17 protein-coding genes are annotated in these 18,180 nt (G+C 59.2%); 12 read left to right on the top strand and 5 right to left on the bottom strand.

Translation table 11 applies throughout. From position 1 onward, the window contains the following. Window positions 1–44 precede the first annotated feature (44 nt). Both HBR93_RS16370 and HBR93_RS16375 read right to left on the bottom strand, forming a co-directional pair. Window positions 45–1,267 (bottom strand): IS3 family transposase gene (locus tag HBR93_RS16370; RefSeq protein WP_162947727.1). Its coding sequence is split into 2 segments (ribosomal slippage): window positions 45–916 and window positions 916–1,267, totalling 1,224 coding nucleotides; the frame shifts between segments, so codons are not numbered across the junction. 591 nt (window positions 1,268–1,858) lie between these two features. Then, a complete protein-coding gene (locus tag HBR93_RS16375) occupies window positions 1,859–3,205 on the bottom strand; it encodes an MFS transporter (RefSeq protein ID WP_115127555.1) in 1,347 nt (448 codons plus the stop codon). Between the two features lie 245 nt (window positions 3,206–3,450). On the opposite strand from HBR93_RS16375, the gene HBR93_RS16380 reads away from it, so the two are divergent. From HBR93_RS16380 to HBR93_RS16390, 3 genes are all read left to right on the top strand, one after another. Beyond that, entirely contained in the window at window positions 3,451–3,819 is a 369-nt protein-coding gene (locus HBR93_RS16380) for a YkgJ family cysteine cluster protein (protein ID WP_057439824.1), read from the top strand. A gap of 143 nt (window positions 3,820–3,962) precedes the next feature. Then, window positions 3,963–6,206 carry a bifunctional diguanylate cyclase/phosphodiesterase gene (locus tag HBR93_RS16385; RefSeq protein ID WP_057439826.1) on the top strand — a complete coding sequence of 748 codons (2,244 nt, stop codon included), beginning with the start codon at window positions 3,963–3,965 and terminating at the stop codon, window positions 6,204–6,206. Between the two features lie 189 nt (window positions 6,207–6,395). Further along, on the top strand, window positions 6,396–8,576 hold the full coding sequence (locus tag HBR93_RS16390) for a hypothetical protein (RefSeq protein ID WP_057958732.1): 2,181 nt from the start codon (window positions 6,396–6,398) through the stop codon (window positions 8,574–8,576). Window positions 8,577–8,881: 305 nt separating this feature from the next. On the opposite strand, the gene HBR93_RS16395 is transcribed toward HBR93_RS16390, so the two are convergent. Then, complete coding sequence (locus tag HBR93_RS16395; protein WP_057958731.1) at window positions 8,882–9,187, bottom strand: DUF2288 domain-containing protein; 306 nt, start codon at window positions 9,185–9,187, stop codon at window positions 8,882–8,884. Then, a complete protein-coding gene (locus HBR93_RS16400; RefSeq protein WP_169960701.1) occupies window positions 9,184–9,345 on the bottom strand; it encodes a hypothetical protein in 162 nt (53 codons plus the stop codon). Before HBR93_RS16400 ends, HBR93_RS16395 begins: the two co-directional genes overlap by 4 nt. Before the next feature lie 182 nt (window positions 9,346–9,527). Here HBR93_RS16400 and HBR93_RS16405 point away from each other — a divergent pair, with 182 nt between their 5' ends. From HBR93_RS16405 to HBR93_RS16445, 9 genes are all read left to right on the top strand, one after another. After that, on the top strand, window positions 9,528–10,655 hold the full coding sequence (locus HBR93_RS16405; RefSeq protein ID WP_057958730.1) for a branched-chain amino acid ABC transporter substrate-binding protein: 1,128 nt from the start codon (window positions 9,528–9,530) through the stop codon (window positions 10,653–10,655). Between the two features lie 228 nt (window positions 10,656–10,883). After that, complete coding sequence (gene livH, locus HBR93_RS16410; protein ID WP_169960708.1) at window positions 10,884–11,807, top strand: high-affinity branched-chain amino acid ABC transporter permease LivH; 924 nt, start codon at window positions 10,884–10,886, stop codon at window positions 11,805–11,807. Continuing rightward, window positions 11,804–13,057 (top strand): high-affinity branched-chain amino acid ABC transporter permease LivM, encoded by a 1,254-nt coding sequence (locus HBR93_RS16415; protein WP_029297111.1) that lies wholly within the window; start codon window positions 11,804–11,806, stop codon window positions 13,055–13,057. Before livH ends, HBR93_RS16415 begins: the two co-directional genes overlap by 4 nt. Continuing rightward, window positions 13,054–13,821: a high-affinity branched-chain amino acid ABC transporter ATP-binding protein LivG gene (gene livG / locus HBR93_RS16420; protein WP_038446527.1), complete on the top strand. Its 768-nt coding sequence runs from the start codon at window positions 13,054–13,056 to the stop codon at window positions 13,819–13,821. The genes HBR93_RS16415 and livG overlap by 4 nt, the downstream gene beginning before the upstream one ends. Next, window positions 13,822–14,523, top strand: a complete 702-nt coding sequence (locus HBR93_RS16425) for an ABC transporter ATP-binding protein (protein WP_057439834.1) — start codon at window positions 13,822–13,824, stop codon at window positions 14,521–14,523. 235 nt (window positions 14,524–14,758) lie between these two features. Continuing rightward, entirely contained in the window at window positions 14,759–15,061 is a 303-nt protein-coding gene (locus HBR93_RS16430; RefSeq protein ID WP_057439836.1) for a DUF2282 domain-containing protein, read from the top strand. 24 nt (window positions 15,062–15,085) lie between these two features. After that, on the top strand, window positions 15,086–15,967 hold the full coding sequence (locus tag HBR93_RS16435; RefSeq protein ID WP_057444375.1) for a DUF692 domain-containing protein: 882 nt from the start codon (window positions 15,086–15,088) through the stop codon (window positions 15,965–15,967). Continuing rightward, entirely contained in the window at window positions 15,964–16,728 is a 765-nt protein-coding gene (locus HBR93_RS16440) for a DNA-binding domain-containing protein (protein WP_169960709.1), read from the top strand. The genes HBR93_RS16435 and HBR93_RS16440 overlap by 4 nt, the downstream gene beginning before the upstream one ends. Continuing rightward, window positions 16,725–17,210: a DoxX family protein gene (locus HBR93_RS16445; protein ID WP_169960710.1), complete on the top strand. Its 486-nt coding sequence runs from the start codon at window positions 16,725–16,727 to the stop codon at window positions 17,208–17,210. The genes HBR93_RS16440 and HBR93_RS16445 overlap by 4 nt, the downstream gene beginning before the upstream one ends. On the opposite strand, the gene HBR93_RS16450 is transcribed toward HBR93_RS16445, so the two are convergent. After that, on the bottom strand, window positions 17,207–18,115 hold the full coding sequence (locus HBR93_RS16450) for a LysR family transcriptional regulator (RefSeq protein ID WP_057439842.1): 909 nt from the start codon (window positions 18,113–18,115) through the stop codon (window positions 17,207–17,209). The two genes, HBR93_RS16445 and HBR93_RS16450, sit on opposite strands and share 4 nt — an antisense overlap. Between the last annotated feature and the right edge of the window lie 65 nt (window positions 18,116–18,180).

Below are 18,180 nucleotides of genomic sequence, written 5' to 3' on the forward strand. Positions count from 1 at the left end.
GCCCTGATGTCTAGTCCTGAAATAGGTTTACACCTATTTCAGTCTCAAAACGCCCGATGCACTGCATCGGGCGTTTTGTATTTCAGGGACAGGTGTGGCCGTTCCCCGTTGTAGATCAGCACCGACTCATCCACCATTTTCACTGCGTCCGCCAGATTTTTAGGGCGATACAGCAGGAACTCGGTCTTCAAAATGCCGTTTATCCTCTCTGCCAGAGCATTCTGGTAGCAGTCATAGCCGTCGGTCATTGAGCATCTGACGCCATGACTAGCGTGCAAGCGTTGATAAAGCTCAGAGCAGTATTGGGCTCCGCGGTCTGAGTGATGGATCAGTGGCAGCGTGCTTCGGCGTTCGCCAACGGCCTTTTCCATCGCTTTGATCACCGACTCGGTATGCAAGCTCTCATGCACATGATGGCCTACGATCTTGCGTGAGTAGGCGTCTGTCACCAGGCTCACATAAGCCACGCTTTCCTGTGTCGGCAGGTAGGTTATGTCTGCAACCCAGACCTGTTCTGGCCTATTGGCCACGACCTGCTCCTGACCTGCTTTGAGCAGGTTGGGATGGCGGCGAAAGCGGTGATGGCTGTCCGTCGTTTTGTGGTAAGCCCGTTTGCGCACAACCAGTTTTCGAGCATTGCGCAGGATGCTAAACAGGCGGTCTCTGCCGACCCGCACTGATGCGCCAACTTCGACGCTCATCAGGTAATGCAGCTTGCGCGTGCCTATCCGAGGCTGACGGCGGCGCTTTTCAAGAACAAAGTCCATGACTTCTTGATCTTGACGAGCTCTCTCGTCGAAAGCCCGATTGCGTTGGTAATACGCTTGGCGCGAAATGCCCATGAACAGGCAAGCCCTGGTGATGCTCAGGCCTTGGATTTGCCCTTGCGAGAGGACTTGCCGGGTCGCTTTTTTACGACGGAAACACCGTAGTCATTCTTCAGAACATTCACGACGGCTTCGAAGAATTGCGCTTTCTGATTGCTTAGCGCCAGCTGTTCTTCGAGTTCTTTGATCCGCTGCTCGGGGGTCAGCGGGAGGGTTGGCTCGGTCATGGACCTGCTCCTCGGCTCTCGAATTGAGGCGCCTTGGCTCCAGTCCTGCCGGCCGTACTTGCGTAACCAGACCAGTACCGTGGACCGGCCCTGGATGCCATAGCGCCGTTGAGCCTCTTTATAACTCAACTCGCCCTTTTCGACCTGGTCTACGACCGATAATTTAAAGGCTAACGTGTAGTCACGCTGGCTCCGCCTTTTGCCCGATTCCATTGACTCCTCCTGAAGATAGGTCAGAAGGTGTAAACCTTATTCAGGACGGGACATGATGAACAAAAAGGCCCGCGCAATGCGGGCCTTTTTTATGGGGGGTGTCCTGCCGGTTTACCCCCCAAATCAATATCGGATGACGGCCAGCGTGGTTTAACGGGGCGCCTCAGATCAAGATCAAAAGCAAAGCGAGGCGGCCTGACCTTCGAGGCGTGGGCGTCCTTCTGTGGGAGCTGGCTTGCCTGCGATGGCGGCAGGTCAGCCAATAGATTTATCGACTGATACACCGTCATCGCGGGCAAGCCCGCTCCCACAGGGGAATGCAGCTTCGCGCTCTTGCTTTGCTGTTGCTCTGCTTTTGATTTGGCTTTTGATCTTAGGCGCCCCGTTAAACCACGATGCCCGCAGTCAGGCATTGCTCCGAGTGGTGGGGCAAAAGCGCTTTGGTTACTTTCGCGCTCTTCGAAAGTGACCCGCCGTAAGGGCGGAACCAATAGCCGCCGTGACCGCAGCAACGGATATGTACACAAACCCAATAAACACCAGATAAAAGAGTTGTGTAGATACCTATGCTGCGATGGCGTCACCTCGGTTTCAAGCAGTAGCCGCCGCCGCCGGCACCTCAACCCTCCCCAACCCATCCTTCATCCGCTTGGCATCGCGCACAAAACACCGCGAAGCCTGGAACAGAAACAGCATGGTCAGGAACAACGCCACCGGAATCAGGTACATGGCGTCATGCAGCCCCACCGCCTTGAACGCCTCGGTCATTTGCTCGGCACCCGCCGCGTACATTGCCGCATGGGCAAAGTGATCAGACAGCGCGCCCACCACCACCGGCCCCATGCCGCCGCCCAGCAGATACAGGCCGGCGAAGAACAGCGCCATGGCCGTGGCCCGCAGGCGCGGCTCCACCACATCCTGGATCGCCGTGTACACGCAGGTGTAGAAGTTATAGGCAAACAACCAGCCCACACTGAACACCGCGACAAACACCCCGATCTCGATGCGCCCCGCATGCAGGGCCCAGGCAGTGCATACGGTGGAGATAATCAGGCTGAAGGCGGCAAACAGTAAGCGGCCGTTGGCAATGCGCTGGTGAATCTTGTCCGCCACCAGGCCGCCCAAGGTCAGGCCGAACAAACCGGTCACGCCGACAATCACCCCGGTCGCCACGGCCGCTTCCTGCAGGGGCATGAGGAAGTAACGTTGCAGCATCGGCACCAGGAACGAGTTGCAGGCATAGGTCGCAAAGTTAAAGCACAGCCCCGCCAGCACCAGCCACAGAAAGGTCGGCACCGCGAGCACGCGACGGATCGGCCGGTCGACTTTCTCTTGGGAGACTTGCACGGTTTCGGCGGCGCCGCGCTTGGGCTCCTTGATGTAGAACATGAACACCGCAAGGATCAGCCCCGGGATGGCCGCAATAAAGAACGGCGCACGCCAGCTGTCGAACGCCTTGACCATCGCACCGATGGTGAAGAACGCCAGCAACAGGCCCAGGGGCAGGCCCAGCATGAAAATCCCCATGGCCCGGGCGCGGCGGTGAGCCGGGAACAGGTCGCCGATCAACGAGTTGGCGGCCGGCGCGTAACTGGCTTCACCAATGCCGATACCCATGCGCACCAGCAGAAAGGTCCAGAAGCTACCAACCATGCCGTTGACCGCCGTCAGCGCGCTCCAACTCGCCAGGCCCCAGCCCATCAGCTTGCTGCGCGAGCCGGTATCGGCCAGGCGCCCCAGGGGCAAGCCGGCAATCGCATAGACGATGGTGAATGCGGTGCCGATGATGCCGAGCTGGAAGTCACTGAGGTGCCATTCCATGCGGATCGGCTCGATGATGATCGCCGGGATCGTGCGATCAAAGAAGTTGAACAGGTTGGCCAGGAACAGCAGGAACAGAATGCGCCAGGCATTCGCCGCTTGGGTCGAGTTCTGCATGGGTCCGTCTCTTTTATTGTTATAGAGGCTCGATGCCGACGCATCCTGCCCGGAACCTGCAATCTAGTCAGGCGCGGCGCGGTTGTCTGTAATGATTCGTAAAGCTGATAGGGCGTAATTTCATCCAGGACAGCCAGATTTTCCCGCTAAAAAAATAAGCACGCGCCCCCCTTCCCAAGCGCCTTGGCAGGCATAGAATAGCGAGCCTTCCGCAGCTCCCCCTTACCTCTTATTGATGACGTGCCATGTCCGATGCCAGTCCGTGTCTGAATTGCGGTGCCTGCTGTTCACACTTTCGCGTGTCTTTCTTTTGGGGCGAATGCGCCTCATCAGGCGGCACCGTGCCCGATGAACTGGTGGTACAGATCAACCCCAGCCGGGTGGCGATGATCGGCACCGACCAGAAACCGGCACGCTGTTGCAGCCTGGAGGGCGAAGTGGGCAGCGGCACCCGTTGTTCGATCTACGAGCAGCGTTCCAGCGTGTGCCGGGAATTCGAGGCCTCGTGGAGCCAGGGTGAAGTGAACGTCGATTGCGACGCCGCCCGCGCCGCATTCGGCCTGGCGCCGCTGGAGCAACCGCCTTACGAGTTCGAGCTGCCCATCAGTGCTTAGCACCATTGGCTATGGCGAGCATGCCAAAATCAAAGCAATCAAAATGCCATTACAGCTTGCGCTTCCGTTGAGCCTTCTATACTCGATTCCATAGGTCATCGCCACGCGCAGTGACACGAGATGACTCTGCAACGGGACGTGCTATGGAATGGCTGGGTCTGCATTTTTTTACCCCGCTTCCCGAGAGCGGGTATTTATTACTTAATTGCACCCATAACCCCTTCCTGGTGCTACTGGCGTACCTGGTTGCCTGCGCCGCGAGTTTTGGCACCCTGGACATGGCCGAGCGTGTCGGCCACGTTGATAACCTGACGGCAAAACGCCATTGGCGCTGGATCGGCGCCGGTTGCCTGGCCGGCGGGATCTGGTCGACGCACTTCATCAGCATGCTGGCGCTCCAGGCGCCCATCACTATCCATTACGAATGGTTCCTGACGCTGGCTTCATTGGCGATCGCGTTGATCGCTTCGTTGTTCGCCCTGCAAACCCTCAGTCATGCCCGAATGCGTTTTCATCAGTACCTGACGGCGGCCACCTGCATGGGCCTGGGCATCGCCCTGATGCACTACGTGGGCATGGCCGCCATGCGCTCCGAGGCCCAGGTGTATTTTTCCAGCGGGCTGTTCGGGTTGTCGGTGGCCATTGCCATTGGCGCCAGCCTGGCCGCCTTGCTGTTGTCCCGCTACCTGCGCAATGGCAGTGGAATGTTCCACCAACTGCTCAAGTACGCTGCCAGCCTGGTGCTCGGCGCCGGCATTATCAGCATGCACTTCACCGGTATGGCAGCCATGCAATTGCTGCTGCCCACCGGGGCCGTGCCGGCATTGCCCATCGACAACAACCCGACGCAACTGGGCCTGTCGGTGGCCGTCATCACGTTGTTGGTCATCGGCAGCAGCATCAGCGCGGCCCTCGCCGACAAGAAACTGCAGCACAAGGAACGCGACCTGCGTCGGGTCAATGCCCTGCTGACCGAACTGGACCAGGCGCGCGCATCCCTGCAGCAAGTGGCCCACTACGACGCCCTGACCAGCCTGCTCAATCGCCGGGGCTTCAACCAGATCTTCGCCGAAAACCTCGCGCAGAAAGCCCAGGCCGAGGGCATGCTGGCGGTGATCTTCCTCGACATCGACCACTTCAAGCGGATCAACGACAGCCTCGGCCATGATGCCGGCGATGAGCTGCTGACAGTCCTGGCCGGCCATATCAAGAGTTCGATACGCAGTCACAATGATGTAGTGGCGCGCTTTGGCGGCGATGAATTCTGCATCCTGATCAACATCCATCATCGCGACGAAGCGCGGCACATGGCCCAGCGCATCATGCAGAAAATGAAAGAGCCCATCGAGCTGGCTGGCCGGCGCATGGTGATGACCACCAGCATCGGTATCAGCGTGTTTCCCGAGGACGGGACCACCTGCGAGGAACTGCTGAAAACCGCCGACCTGGCGCTGTATCAATCCAAGGATGGCGGGCGCAACAGCTTGAACTTCTTCAGCTCCAACCTGAAAACCCGAGCCTTTCTCGAACTGCAGTTGGAAGAGGAATTGCGCAGTGCATTGCGCAACCAAAAGGAACTGGTCCTGCACTACCAACCGATTCTGGACCTGCACAAAGGCAAGGTCACCCGCCTCGAAGCCCTGGTGCGTTGGCAACACCCGCAACATGGGCTACTGGCGCCCGAACGGTTTATCGGCATCGCCGAAAACAACGGCCTGATCGCCGAGCTGGACAACTGGGTGCTGCGCCAGGCCTGTGCCGACCTGGGTTGGCTGACGGACCAGGGGCACCCGGAGCTGGTCATGGCCGTGAATTGTTCGGCCCTGAACCTGGCCCGTGACGAACTGGCAGATGAAATCGAATACGCCTTGCGCAGCAGTGGCATCGCCGCCAGCCGCCTGGAGCTGGAGGTGACCGAAAATGCCTTGATGGGCAACATCAGCAGCACCCTGATCCTGCTGCGGCAAATCCGCGCGCTGGGTGTGGCGCTGTCCATCGACGACTTCGGCACTGGCTACTCCTCCCTCTCCTACCTCAAGCGCCTGCCCCTTAACACGCTGAAGATCGACCGCTCCTTTATCCAGGACATTCCCAAGTCCACCACCGATATGGAGATTGTCCAGGCGATCATCGGCATGGCCCACACCCTGCACCTGCAAGTCATTACCGAAGGCGTGGAAACCCAGCAGCAACTGGAGCTGTTGATCAAACATGGCTGCGATTACGTGCAGGGTTACCTGCTCAGTGCAGCGGTGCCGGCCAGTGAAATCAGTGCCGTGATCACGGCACTTGACCAACGCAACCCGCCGGGCCTGGCGGGCAGCAAGGACACGACCAGCGCCAAGGGTTCATCGACGGGTTCTTCGGTAGTCCGCCCTATTCGCTGAAACGCCAGCATCAGGGCAAATCGCCAGTATTTGATTAAAGAACGCCGACGAACGGCCGATTCATGAGAGTCCAACGTAGCTTTTCCCTAGAAAACCTAGGGTTAAACCCTATCGGGTAAAGTCGCGAACTCTCACTCGGTGATGGCTCTTTGATGTTTTCCGGCCATCCGTCCAGGCACATGGCGCACAATGACTTCTAAAAATAATCCTGTTACCGCGGTATCCGACGTGTTGCTGACAGCGCCTGCGGAAAAACCCTCAGGTTCAAAGTCATTGACCAGTCAACGTGCGCTGGGCACCCAGCAATACCTGTACTTCACCGAAACCAACACCGACCGCATCCTCGACAACCTCGATGGCCTGCGCGACATGGTGTTCCCGCGCCCGCCGCACCTTGACGGTGACAGCGAGCTGCACAGTGAGCAGGAGTTTCCCTCGGTCTGCCTGATCGGCCTGGGGCGCTGTGGCTCCAACATCGCCCTGGATGTGGCGGAACTGGTGTACAACGCCCGCAAGTTTTATCTGAACGAGTTCAGCACCGAAGACAAATCCTACGTTGAAAAGGGCTACAGCCCAGCCCAGTGGATCCGTAACAACTTGCGCCTGGGCGCCAGCAAGGCCAGCAAGCCGGTGTTTCTGGTCGAGCCGCTGGTGATGCTCGGCGACCTGGACAAAGACATCGCCGGACGCATCCGTTTCTCGCGCAAGGGCGAGAAAAGCGGCTTTTTGCGCGACTACAGCAAAATGAAAATCATGGACCTGTCGGAAGTGCATGCCGGTGGCGCCGGTAACGCACCGATCCTCGGCCAGTACCTGGCCAAGATCATCCTCAACAAAGACACCCAGCGTTTTTCCAGCCCTGACTGGAAGATGATCCATTCGTACCTGATCGACTCCTGCGGGATCAAGGCCAACCAGTCGCGCCTGTACTTCTCGATCTTCAGCGCCGGCGGCGGCACCGGCTCGGGCATGGCCTCGGAGTTTGGCCTGGCCCAGCAACACTCGTACATGAACAAGACCTTCGACACCAAACCTGCCGACGAGCATGACAGCAAGAGCGGCCATGCCTTTGTGTTCGAGCCGATTTTCACCAGCGGGATCTGCGTGCTGCCGAACATCTCCGATCACCGCAGCGAAATGTCCGAGGCACTGCATATCAACGCCGGTCGGCTGCTGTGCAAGTACCTGTCGGAGGAATGGGATTTCTCGTACAACTTCGACAATGAAGACAGCAGCGAGGCCAGTGTCAAAGGCCGTATCCGCCCGTGGAACGCGATGATGCTGATCTCCAACGACATCATGCGTTACGCCGAAGAAAGCGACGACGGCAACATCCAGAACATTGACGTCAATGCCATGGAAAAACACGCCAACCAGTACATCTCACAGCAGATCTTCAACATCCTGACGGCTCAGGCGGTGACGACCGACTATGACCAGAACTATTTCCGCCGCGCCGGCATCGACATCGGTGAAACCATTCGCCTGGACGCCAACGACCTGTTCATGAGCCTGGCCGGGCCGGTGGCAATTGCCTACGCCGAGTCGGTGGTCCCGGAAACCCCGGCGCCGAGCAACGACAAGTTCAAGGTGTTTGAAAAAGAGCCGCAGCGCCTGAACATCGACGATTTGTTCTTCCGTTCCATCGACCTGCCCCACTTCAATAAAGTCACCCAGGCCATCGAAGGCATCAGCCTGTTGCCGATCGAATCCAAGCGCTACAAGGCATCCCTGGAGCAGTACAAGAACTCCGGCTATGACGCAGCGGCCCTGCATGACCTGCACTTCTTCAAGAACTGCTCGTCGGTGGTGTCCATCGTCTCCCTGCCCAAGGACTACAAACTGTCCTATATGGACCTGAACCGGCTCAAGACCCACCTCAACAGCCTGTTCCCCAACACCACCCTCAAGCGCTACGCCCTGGTGATCGGTGCTTCGGCCAACCTGTCGTTGACCACCCTGATCGCCAAGAGCCCCTGCCTGTCGGATGACTTCCTGACGTTGATCGTGGCCTTTATCAAGCGCTGCTTTGCCCGCAACCCGTACCGTTTCGACGAGACCCTGGACAACTCGATCCTGGACTTCATCATCCATGAAGACTTCGACGAGGACCGTATCGACGAGTTACTCAACGAATTCGAGAACCCGGCGAAGATCCTCGATACCAACTGGTACGCGATCAAGCCGATGTATGAGAAGAAGTACCGCGAGCTGATCAACGACAAAGAGAAGTTTGTCTCGATCAACGACATTCGCCTGTCGCGCGATTGCGTGAAGAAGGCGATCAAGTACCTGCGTGAGATTTATCGTCACCGGATTGGCAAGACCAAGGTGATCTCGCTGAACAACCATACGGGCAAGACCGCCTAGACCGAGGTGCGCCCATCGCGAGCAAGCCCGCTCCCACAGTTGACCGAGTTCCACTCTTGGAATGCGGCTGGATGTGGGAGCTGGCTTGTCTGCGATAGCGGTCTAACCGGCAACAAATACCCCTAACCTTGCCACACCAAGAAACAATTCCCCGGGCCATCCGCGGCCCGCAAAACTGTTCCCCTGACGTTTACGTCACCCTCGCCTGTGACCTTTCTTCACGGCCAGTTGCCATCATGGGCAAAGCGGTTACTCCGCTACACACTTTTAATGGCGCGCAACTCGCACTATTTCGGTGCGCGCGTTTAGTTCGATGCCCTTTCCTGGATCAGAATCCACGGTGAAACCACCACCGCCCACAAGCTCGGATCACGCTCCACCAGGTCCAATGCCCGCGTCGCAGACACTTCGCCAAGACTCCCGGAGGCCAGCCAGGCGGCCACTTTGTCACGGTTGTCCTCGGCCATTCCCTCGGCCGCTTCGATCAAATCCAGGCCAGCGTCGACCCACAATAGGGCACCCTTGGCAAAGAACGGTTCGAGCTCCTTCCAGGAAATTTCCGCGGTTTCGCCGAGCAGCTTGGCATAGAGGGTGCTAGGTTCTTGCGTCATGGGAACTCACCTGAGGAAAAAATCGGCGCAATCATACCGTCGAGGCTTCCCCAGAAAAACCCAGTTGCAATTGAGGCACCGATTGAAAGTGTCAGGAACGCCAAGGATTGCCCGAGACTCTGGCAAGCACCCGCCGCCATTCTGTCTTTTTCTTTCATTTAAGCGACATACCCGGCGTTTGCCCCCAGCAGCCAGCTTTTCAAGCGATCAACCGGCGCTCTACACTGTACCGGTACAGTTGCCAGGCCGCTGCCGGGGGATATCCGAGATATCTGATCCGGTTCTGTAGCCCACAAGGCCGCTAGAACTATAAAAAATACAACAGTAAGAGTGGAGCACTATGAATAAGGCTACTAAGCAGATTTCCAAACTGTTTGCCGCTATGGTCCTGGCTGGGGTTGCCGGCCATTCGTTCGCAGCTGACACCATCAAGATCGGTATTGCCGGCCCTAAAACCGGCCCTGTGACCCAATACGGCGATATGCAGTTCATGGGCGCCAAGCAAGCCATCAAGGACATCAACGCCAAGGGCGGTGTCGATGGCAAAATGCTTGAGGCCAAGGAATACGACGACGCTTGCGACCCTAAACAAGCCGTTGCCGTCGCCAACAAAGTGGTCAACGACGGCGTCAAGTTCGTGGTCGGCCACCTCTGCTCCAGCTCCACTCAACCTGCAACCGACATCTACGAAGACGAAGGCGTGATCATGATCACTCCGGCGGCTACCAGCCCGGAAATCACCTCCCGTGGCTACAAGCTGATCTTCCGTACCATCGGCCTGGACAGCGCCCAGGGCCCAGCGGCCGGCAACTACATCGCCGACCACGTCAAGCCGAAGGTCGTGGCAGTCCTGCACGACAAGCAACAATACGGTGAAGGCATCGCCACCGCCGTTAAGCAGACCCTCGAGAGCAAAGGCACCAAGGTTGCTGTGTTCGAAGGCCTGAACGCCGGTGACAAGGACTTCTCCTCGATTATCCAGAAGCTCAAGCAAGCCAACGTCGACTTCGTCTACTACGGCGGCTACCACCCAGAACTGGGTCTGATCCTGCGCCAATCCCAGGAAAAAGGCCTGAAAGCCAAGTTCATGGGCCCGGAAGGCGTGGGCAACGACTCCATCTCGCAAATCGCCCAGAAAGCCTCCGAAGGCCTGCTGGTCACCCTGCCGAAATCCTTCGACGCCGACCCTGCGAACAAGGCCATCGTCGACGCACTCAAGGCTGACGGCAAAGACCCAAGCGGTCCGTTCGTGTTCCCAGCCTACTCGGCGGTTGAAATCATCGCGGGCGGCATCGCAGCTGCCAAAAGCGAAGACACCACCAAAGTGGCCGAGGCCATCCACGCGGGTACCTTCAAGACCCCGACCGGCGACCTGAGCTTCGATAAGAACGGCGACCTGAAAGACTTCAAGTTCGTGGTCTACGAATGGCACTTCGGTCAACCAAAAACCGAAGTTTCCCCTCAGTAAGCCAGGCGTTACTGGACAACAAGCCCACTGTGCAAGCAGTGGGTTTTGTTTTACGAGGTTTATGGGCCACGCACCCGCGATCCGGGCGCTGGTTCACCTGAAAATCTTAAAACCGTCACCAGCGGTTCGCTGGCAAATGCTTTGTGCAAATGTGCTCACAGAACACAGCACCGAGCAGGAAGATGACTCCACCAGTGAAATGCGTATCGGGTTTTTAGGAGCGCTGTAATGCCTGAGATCTATCATTTTTTCCAACAGCTGGTTAATGGCCTGACCATTGGCAGCACCTATGCCTTGATAGCCATTGGCTACACAATGGTTTACGGCATCATTGGAATGATCAACTTCGCCCACGGCGAGGTGTACATGATTGGCTCCTACGTGGCGTTCATTGCCATTGCCGGGCTGGCCATGATGGGTATCCACTCCCTGCCGCTGTTAATGACTGCCGCGTTCCTTGCGTCAATCGTCGTAACCAGTGCCTACGGCTACAGTATCGAACGTGTTGCATACCGCCCCTTGCGTGGCAGCAACCGCCTGATCCCGTTGATTTCCGCCATCGGCATGTCGATTTTCCTGCAGAACACCGTATTGCTGTCCCAGGACTCCAAGGACAAGTCCATTCCCAACCTGATCCCGGGGAGCTTTTCCTTCGGTCCAGGTGGTGCAGAAGAAGTGCTGATTTCCTACATGCAGGTCCTGGTCTTCGTCGTCACCCTGGTGGCCATGCTGGGCCTGACCCTGTTCATCTCCCGCTCCCGTCTGGGGCGCGCCTGCCGGGCCTGCGCCGAAGACATCAAGATGGCCAACCTGCTGGGTATCAACACCAACAACATCATTGCCCTGACCTTCGTCATCGGCGCCGCACTGGCCGCCGTCGCTGCCGTGTTGCTGAGCATGCAGTATGGCGTGATCAACCCCAACGCCGGCTTCCTGGTGGGGCTCAAAGCCTTCACTGCGGCGGTCCTCGGCGGCATCGGCAGTATTCCGGGCGCGATGCTCGGCGGGCTGGTGCTGGGTGTGGCCGAAGCCTTTGGTGCCGATATCTTCGGCGACCAGTACAAGGACGTGGTGGCATTCAGTCTATTGGTTCTGGTGCTGTTATTCCGGCCGACCGGCATCCTGGGCCGTCCGGAGGTTGAGAAAGTATGAGCAGATATCTTAAATCGGCGTTTTTCAGCGCCTTGCTGGTATGGGCCGTGGCCTTTCCGGTACTCGGGCTCAAGCTGAGCATTGTCGGGATCAACCTTGAAGTACACGGCACCGGGCCAGTCACCCTGACCATCATTGCCCTGTGCTCGGTGCTGATGTTCCTGCGGGTGCTGTTCACCCAGCAGGTCGGTGCGCTGCTCAAGTCCAACCGTGGCCCGCTGGTCTCGCCCAAGGTCAGCCAGTTCCTGACCCTGCCGCGCACCCAGCGCTACATCATCATCGGCCTGATCGTGGCCGCGTTGATCTGGCCATTCTTCGGCTCCCGTGGTGCGGTGGATATCGCCACCCTGATCCTGATCTACGTGCTGCTGGGCCTGGGCCTGAACATCGTGGTGGGCCTCGCCGGCCTGCTCGACCTGGGTTATGTGGGCTTCTACGCAGTAGGTGCCTACACCTACGCGCTGCTCTCGCACTACCTGGGCTGGAGCTTCTGGATCTGCCTGCCTCTGGCCGGCATGGCGGCGGCCACCTTCGGCTTCCTGCTGGGCTTCCCGGTGTTGCGCCTGCGCGGTGACTACCTGGCCATCGTGACCCTGGGCTTCGGTGAGATCATCCGTCTGTTCCTGCGTAACCTCACCGATATCACCGGCGGCCCCAACGGCATCAGCAGCATTCCCAAGCCAACGTTCTTCGGCTTGTCGTTTGATCGCTCCGCTGCCGAAGGCATGCAGACCTTCCACGAGTACTTCGGGATTGCCTACAACCCCGTGAGCAAGGTGGTGTTCCTGTACCTGGTCGCCCTGTTGCTGGCCCTGGCCGCGCTGTTCGTGATCAACCGCCTGCTGCGCATGCCGATCGGGCGTGCCTGGGAAGCGCTGCGTGAAGACGAAATCGCCTGCCGCGCGCTGGGCCTGAACCCGACCATCATCAAGCTCTCGGCCTTCACCCTGGGTGCCGCGTTCGCCGGTTTTGCCGGTAGCTTCTTTGCCGCTCGCCAAGGTCTGGTGACACCGGAATCGTTCACCTTCATCGAGTCGGCAATCATCCTCGCCATCGTGGTGTTGGGTGGCATGGGCTCGCAGTTGGGCGTGATCCTTGCGGCCATCGTGATGATCCTGCTGCCGGAACTGATGCGTGAATTCAGTGAGTACCGCATGTTGATGTTCGGCGCCATGATGGTGCTGATGATGATCTGGCGCCCTCAAGGCCTGCTGCCCATGCAACGTCCACATATGGAGCTGCGCAAATGAGCCGCGAGATCCTGAAAGTCGAAAACCTGAGCATGCGCTTCGGCGGCTTGCTGGCGGTCAATGGCGTCGCCCTGACCGTCAAAGAGAAACAAGTGGTCGCGTTGATCGGCCCCAACGGCGCCGGCAAGACCACGGTGTTCAACTGCCTGACCGGTTTCTACAAACCGGCCGGTGGCAGCATCCTGCTGGACGGCCAGCCGATCCAGGGCCTGGCCGGTCACGAGATCGCCCGCAAGGGCGTGGTGCGGACCTTCCAGAACGTGCGGTTGTTCAAGGACATGACCGCCGTGGAAAATCTGCTGATCGCCCAACACCGGCACCTGAACACCAATTTCTTCGCGGGCCTGTTCAAGACCCCGGCGTTCCGCAAGAGCGAGCGCGAGGCCATGGAGTACGCCGCGTACTGGCTGGACAAGGTCAACCTGACCGAGTTTGCCAACCGCCCGGCCGGCACCCTGGCCTACGGTCAGCAACGGCGCCTGGAAATCGCCCGCTGCATGATGACCCGCCCGCGGATCCTGATGCTCGACGAACCGGCTGCCGGCCTCAACCCCAAGGAAACCGAAGACCTCAAGGCGTTGATCGGTGTGCTGCGTGAAGAAAACAACGCCACCGTGCTGCTGATCGAACACGACATGAAACTGGTCATGAGCATTTCCGACCATATCGTCGTGATCAACCAGGGCACGCCATTGGCCAACGGGACGCCGGAGCAGATCCGCGACAACCCGGAAGTGATCAAAGCCTATTTGGGGGAAGCGTAAATGCTGCAATTCGAAAACGTTTCCACTTTCTACGGCAAGATCCAGGCCCTGCACGAGGTCAACGTGGAAGTGCGCCAGGGCGAAATCGTCACCCTGATCGGTGCCAACGGTGCCGGCAAATCCACCTTGCTGATGACCTTGTGCGGCTCGCCCCAGGCGCACAGCGGCAGCATCCGCTACATGGGTGAGGAACTGGTGGGCCAGCATTCGGCGGCGATCATGCGCAAGAGCATTGCCGTGGTCCCGGAAGGCCGTCGGGTGTTTGCCCGCCTGACCGTGGAAGAGAACCTGGCCATGGGTGGGTTCTTTACCGACAAGGGCGACTACCAGGAGCAGATGGACAAGGTGCTGCACCTGTTCCCTCGGCTCAAGGAGCGCTTCAGCCAGCGCGGCGGCACCATGTCCGGTGGCGAACAGCAAATGCTTGCCATCGGCCGTGCGCTGATGAGCAAGCCCAAGCTGCTGCTGTTGGATGAGCCGTCCCTGGGCCTGGCCCCGATCATCATCCAGCAGATCTTCGACATCATCGAGCAACTGCGCAAGGACGGTGTGACGGTGTTCCTGGTGGAACAGAACGCCAACCAGGCACTGAAAATTGCCGACCGCGCCTATGTGTTGGAAAACGGCCGGGTAGTGATGCAGGGCAGCGGCGAACAACTGCTGACCGACCCGAAAGTGCGCGAGGCTTACCTGGGCGGCTAGGGTCTGAATGTGGGAGCGGGCTTGCCCGCGAAGGCGGTGTGTCAGTGCCGGATGGTTTGGCTGACACACTTCTATCGCGAGCAAACCCGCTCCCACATTTGCTTTGTGTGAACCGTAGAATTTGCGTTGTTTTAACTTTTCTTCGAACCACCTGTAACGATCCCCTCCCCCCTTTCTCTAGTGGGGTATGCAAGCACAATCGCTTGCTTACCCACCTCACTGCTGGAGAAACACCATGACCACCCGTTCGCTGTCCGCCGCCACCCTCGTCCTCGCCCTGGGGTCGGCCTTGAGCCTGAGCACCCTGACCACTGTCGCCCATGCCGACGACGCGAAGATGGAAAAATGCTTCGGCGTCGCCCTCAAAGGCAAGAATGACTGCGCCGCAGGCCCCGGCACTACCTGTGCGGGCACCTCGAAAACCGACTACCAGGCCAACGCCTGGAACCTGGTCCCTGAAGGCACCTGCGTGAAGATGGAAAGCCAAACCTCGCCGACAGGTTTTGGCCAACTGGAAGCCTTCAAGGCCAAGTCCTGAATCCCCCCTGCCTGAGTACTGACGATGACGCTTTCATCCCTGCCTGATGTCGCCCAGGCTCAGGCACCCGGCCTTGCGCGCCGGGCCGGGCTGGGGCTCAAGAGCGAACACTGGCATACAGTGCTCGCCACCCTGCCCGATATTGGTTTTTTTGAAGTCCACGCCGAAAACTACATGGTGGCCGGCGGGCCTTTTCATCACTACCTGGGCTTGATCCGCGAGCAGTATCCGCTGTCGCTGCATGGCGTCGGCCTGTCCATCGGCGGCGAAGGCCCGCTGAGCCAGGCTCACCTGGCACGCCTGGCGGTACTGATCGAGCGCTATCAACCCCAATCCTTTTCCGAACACCTGGCCTGGTCCAGCCACGGCCCGGTGTTTCTCAACGATCTGCTGCCCCTGGCCTATGACGACGCAACTCTCAAGCGAGTGTGCGAACACGTGGACCAGGTACAAACCACCCTCAAGCGGCCCATGTTGCTGGAGAATCCGTCGACCTACCTGCAGTTCCAACGCTCCACCCTGGATGAAACCGACTTTATCCGCGAGGTCATCCGGCGCACCGGCTGCGGCTTGTTGCTGGACGTGAACAACGTGTATGTGTCCTGCATCAATCATCAGCAGGATCCGTTGGCCTACCTCGATGCGTTGCCTTTGCACGCGGTGGGCGAGATTCATCTGGCAGGCTTTGCCGAAGACAGCGACAGCCTTGGTGATCGCCTGCTGATTGATGATCACGGCGCGCCCATCGACAACGCCGTCTGGCAGTTGTATCAGCAGGCCTTGCAACGCACCGGGCCGGTTGCGACGCTGATCGAGCGCGACAACGATGTACCGGCCTTCAGCGTATTGCACGCCGAAGCCCGGCAAGCCGAGCGCTACTTGCTGGCTGCGGCGGTGCGCCCATGAATGTGCTCGAACAGTTTGCAAAGGCCCTGTTGGCGCCGGGCCAGCCATGCCCGGAGGGTTTGTTCAGCCACAACGGCGCCGATCCCTCCAGCCGTTTTGCGGTGTATCGCAACAACGTCCACAGTTCGTTAATCAGCGCCCTGGCCGACAGTTACCCAGTAACCCGGCAACTGGTGGGCGATGGGTTTTTCCGCGCCATGGCCGGGTTGTATGTCCAGGCCTATCCACCCACCAGCCCGCTGCTCAACGAGTACGGCAGCGACCTCGCCGCCTTTATCCAGGGCTTCGCCCCCGCCGCCAGCGTGCCTTACCTGGCTGACGTCGCGCGACTGGAGCACTTGCGGATCAACGCCTATCACGCCGCCGACACACCCGTCGCCGAGCCCCAGGCCGTCATCGACCAACTGCAACAGTTGCCCAGCCTGGGCAACGTACGCCTGCACCTGCACCCCAGCGTCAGCACCCTGCAGTCGAACTATGCCGTGGTGGCGTTATGGGCCGCGCATCAAACCACCGACACCGTCGCCAGCCTCAACCCCTGGCAGGAGCAAAGCGCGTTGATCCTGCGCAACGGCCTGGAGGTCGAGGTATTCGGCATCGACAGCGGCTGCGTGACGTTTATCAACAGCCTGGCCAACGATTGGCCCCTGGAAATGGCGGTGGCGTACGCCCTCGACGCAGCGAGCGAATTTGACCTGCACCACTGCCTGGGACTGCTGATCAACCACCGCGCCATCACCCATATCAAGGTACAACCATGAATACTGCCGCTACGCGCCTGATTGCACGCGCCACCCAAACCTTCGGGAACATCCCCTACAGCCTGATCGCCCTTATTGCACGCTTTTCCATGGCGGCGGTGTTCTGGAAGTCCGGCCAGACCAAGGTCCAGGGCTTTGCCGTCGACCTGATAGACGGCACCTTCGAACTGGGTGTGCCGCAGTTGGCCAACTCCACCGTGCCGTTGTTTAAAAGTGAATACCACGTACCGTTTGTGCCCGCAGAAGTGGCGGCGTACCTGGCTACGTTCGCCGAGCATTTTTTCCCGGTCCTGATTCTGCTGGGGCTGGCCACGCGCTTTTCGGCCCTGGCCTTGTTGGGTATGGCCCTGGTGATCCAGTTGTTTGTCTACCCCGACGCCTACCCGACCCACGGCACCTGGATCGCCTTGCTGCTGCTGTTGATGGCCAAGGGGCCAGGACGGGTGTCCATGGATCACTGGATTGCCCGGCGCTGGCGCTAAAGCCGGTCCAGTGCCTCGCCATTGCGTTTGAACCAGCCCACCAGGTAATCGGCCAGTACTTGGGTACGGCGTGGCAACCCGCCCTGATAGGGGTGGACCAGGTACATCGGCTGGCTACGAGTCTGATAATCACGCAGGAGCCAACGCAGCCGGCCGTCAGCCAATTCCATCTGCAACAGATAGGAGGGCAGCCGTGCGATGCCGGCGCCCACCAACGCAGCCTTTTTCAGCAGGTTGTAGTGGTTGGAGGCAAACGTGCCATCCACCCGGACCCGCAGCAATTCGTGTTGCTGGTGATACAGCCACTCTTCGCGACCACTGTAGTGGCTGTTGAGCAAGCAACGGTGGCCGACCAGCTCCGCCGGTGTCAGCGGTTCCCCGTGTTGCTCCAGATAGGCCGGGCTGGCGCAGGTCATTTCATGCCAGGCCAACAGCGGCCTGGCGACCAGCCTTTCATCGTTGGCCACCGCCGAGCGTACTGCCAGATCAAAACCGTCCCGCGCCAGGTCACGATAATTGTTGTTCAGATCCAGCTCGATCTGTACTTGCGGGTACTGCCGGGAAAACTCCAGCAACAGACCATCGAAGAAGGTTTCACCCAGGGAAACCGGAACGGTCATACGCACCGGCCCTGCCACATCGTCCTTGAGCCGCGCCAATGCCTGACGCGCGCGGTCGACCTGGATTACCAATGCCTGGGCCTGGGGTAACAGCGCCGCGCCGGCGGCAGTGAGGCTTAATCGACGGGTGGTGCGATGCAGCAACACCACCGAAAACTGCGCCTCCAACTGGCTGATGCGCTTGGACAACTGGCCCTTGCTGCACCCCAGTTGCTGGGCGGCCAGGGTAAAACTGCCGGCTTCGATCAACACCGCAAACGCCGCCAGATCATCCATCTCGCTCATGGATTGTTTCCATTTGAAAACCAAAGGTTGCCTATTAGTGCGCTTATCCGCAGAAAAAACCACTC

The organism is Pseudomonas sp. WS 5411 (assembly GCF_012985595.1).
In the GTDB taxonomy this organism is placed as follows: Bacteria; Pseudomonadota; Gammaproteobacteria; order Pseudomonadales; family Pseudomonadaceae; genus Aquipseudomonas; species Aquipseudomonas shahriarae.

Excerpts from the sequence above, each read along its gene's own strand:
- HBR93_RS16380 (WP_057439824.1), top strand. The coding sequence starts at position 3,451 with ATGTCCGATGCCAGTCCGTGTCTGAATTGCGGTGCCTGCTGTTCACAC.
- HBR93_RS16435 (WP_057444375.1), top strand. The coding sequence starts at position 15,086 with ATGACGCTTTCATCCCTGCCTGATGTCGCCCAGGCTCAGGCACCCGGC.
- HBR93_RS16405 (WP_057958730.1), top strand. The coding sequence starts at position 9,528 with ATGAATAAGGCTACTAAGCAGATTTCCAAACTGTTTGCCGCTATGGTC.
- HBR93_RS16395 (WP_057958731.1), bottom strand. The coding sequence starts at position 9,187 with ATGACGCAAGAACCTAGCACCCTCTATGCCAAGCTGCTCGGCGAAACC.
- HBR93_RS16440 (WP_169960709.1), top strand. The coding sequence starts at position 15,964 with ATGAATGTGCTCGAACAGTTTGCAAAGGCCCTGTTGGCGCCGGGCCAG.
- livG (WP_038446527.1), top strand. The coding sequence starts at position 13,054 with ATGAGCCGCGAGATCCTGAAAGTCGAAAACCTGAGCATGCGCTTCGGC.
- HBR93_RS16385 (WP_057439826.1), top strand. The coding sequence starts at position 3,963 with ATGGAATGGCTGGGTCTGCATTTTTTTACCCCGCTTCCCGAGAGCGGG.
- HBR93_RS16415 (WP_029297111.1), top strand. The coding sequence starts at position 11,804 with ATGAGCAGATATCTTAAATCGGCGTTTTTCAGCGCCTTGCTGGTATGG.
- HBR93_RS16400 (WP_169960701.1), bottom strand. The coding sequence starts at position 9,345 with ATGAAAGAAAAAGACAGAATGGCGGCGGGTGCTTGCCAGAGTCTCGGG.
- HBR93_RS16450 (WP_057439842.1), bottom strand. The coding sequence starts at position 18,115 with ATGAGCGAGATGGATGATCTGGCGGCGTTTGCGGTGTTGATCGAAGCC.
- HBR93_RS16390 (WP_057958732.1), top strand. The coding sequence starts at position 6,396 with ATGACTTCTAAAAATAATCCTGTTACCGCGGTATCCGACGTGTTGCTG.
- HBR93_RS16375 (WP_115127555.1), bottom strand. The coding sequence starts at position 3,205 with ATGCAGAACTCGACCCAAGCGGCGAATGCCTGGCGCATTCTGTTCCTG.
- HBR93_RS16445 (WP_169960710.1), top strand. The coding sequence starts at position 16,725 with ATGAATACTGCCGCTACGCGCCTGATTGCACGCGCCACCCAAACCTTC.
- HBR93_RS16430 (WP_057439836.1), top strand. The coding sequence starts at position 14,759 with ATGACCACCCGTTCGCTGTCCGCCGCCACCCTCGTCCTCGCCCTGGGG.
- livH (WP_169960708.1), top strand. The coding sequence starts at position 10,884 with ATGCCTGAGATCTATCATTTTTTCCAACAGCTGGTTAATGGCCTGACC.
- HBR93_RS16425 (WP_057439834.1), top strand. The coding sequence starts at position 13,822 with ATGCTGCAATTCGAAAACGTTTCCACTTTCTACGGCAAGATCCAGGCC.